This is a genomic window from Candidatus Symbiopectobacterium sp. NZEC135, assembly GCF_025962695.1.
Genome location: NZ_JAGFPF010000504.1, coordinates 1 through 1,298, shown reverse-complemented (window position 1 = coordinate 1,298; position 1,298 = coordinate 1). Strand labels below are relative to the sequence as shown.

At 56.5% G+C, this 1,298-nt stretch carries 1 protein-coding gene; it reads left to right on the top strand.

Features of this window, described 5'->3' with window-relative positions:
- Positions 1–1,298: M28 family peptidase (locus J5224_RS28260; RefSeq protein ID WP_264628429.1), on the top strand; the 1,298-nt coding region annotated here is incomplete at both ends.

The window sequence follows — 1,298 nt, the reverse complement described above, 5'->3', positions numbered from 1 at the left end:
TCCGCATGGGCAGTGGACTATGGCGATTACGCACAGGTGACCGTGGATCGTCTGATCCATGATTACCCCGGACGCTATCGCGGTACGGATAATTTTGCCGGCGCAGCGGACTGGATGGAGCAGCGCATGCTGTCATCCGGGTATACCGCAGTCAGACAGGATTTTACCTGGACGGCAGGGGGCAGTTCGCGCGCCTCACAAAACGTGCTGGTTTATAATCAAGGGGTAAGCAACGATTACATCATCACCGGCGCGCATTTTGACACGTACTTCAATCGCCCGACGTTACAAGGGCTCGACGATAACGCGTCTGGCGCGGCTATCCTGACCGAAATCGCGCGTAATTTCAGCGGCGTTCAAACAGAGAAATCCCTGGTATTTGCCGCATTCGGTGCGGAAGAAGAGGGGCTGCGTGGCTCGCAGGCGTTGGTCAATGCCTTGCAGGCCGACGGTTATGACGGCAATCTCAAGGCGATGATCAACATGGACAGCATGATCACCGGTGACATGCTGTATGCCCATGCGGGCAGCAACAGCGTGGCAAATCCCGCGCTGACCAGCTTGCGCGAACAGACGTTGCGTATCGCCAAAGAGTTGGGAATAGCGCTGTTTACCAACCCGGGCCTTAATCCTGATTATCCCGCTGGTACCGGCTGTTGTAGCGACGGTGACAGTTTTAACAATGCCTTTAACATCCCGGTGCTGTATATGGAGGCGACCAACTGGAACATCGGCGATTTAGACGGTTATGAACAGACCACGAATCCGGCCATTCCCGGTGGCGCAACCTGGCATAACCCCGCCCTTGACAACGAAACGGTGCTGACAGACGCGTTGGGTCCCGATCGCGTGGCGCAGCGGCTGAGCGACGTTTCTCGCCTGATCTCGCGTTTGCTGCTGGAAATCTCCGATACCGATCGACTTCATTCTGCAATGTCGGCGGCAGATATGCAGCGCGCCATGGAAGACAGTGTGAAACGCCAGCATCAATCGTTGGCCGATCTTCACAGCCAGCGTTGGTCGATGCTCCAGGATTTGCCACGACGGACAGGATCGCTGGACGGTGCCGTCGGGATTGAAGGGCAGCAACTGCCATCTTCCGGGTTCGATCTGGCTCCACAAAAAAATGCGCGTGCGGTGATGGCCTACGCACTGCTGGATTATACACTAAGTGACAGCGTCACCGTTGGTGGCAGCCTGAGCGTCATGCGCAATACCGATGAACTGGAACGTAATGGGCACCTGAAAAGTGATACCTGGCAGGCCGGACTCTATTCCCTGTGGCATGACGGCGGTCC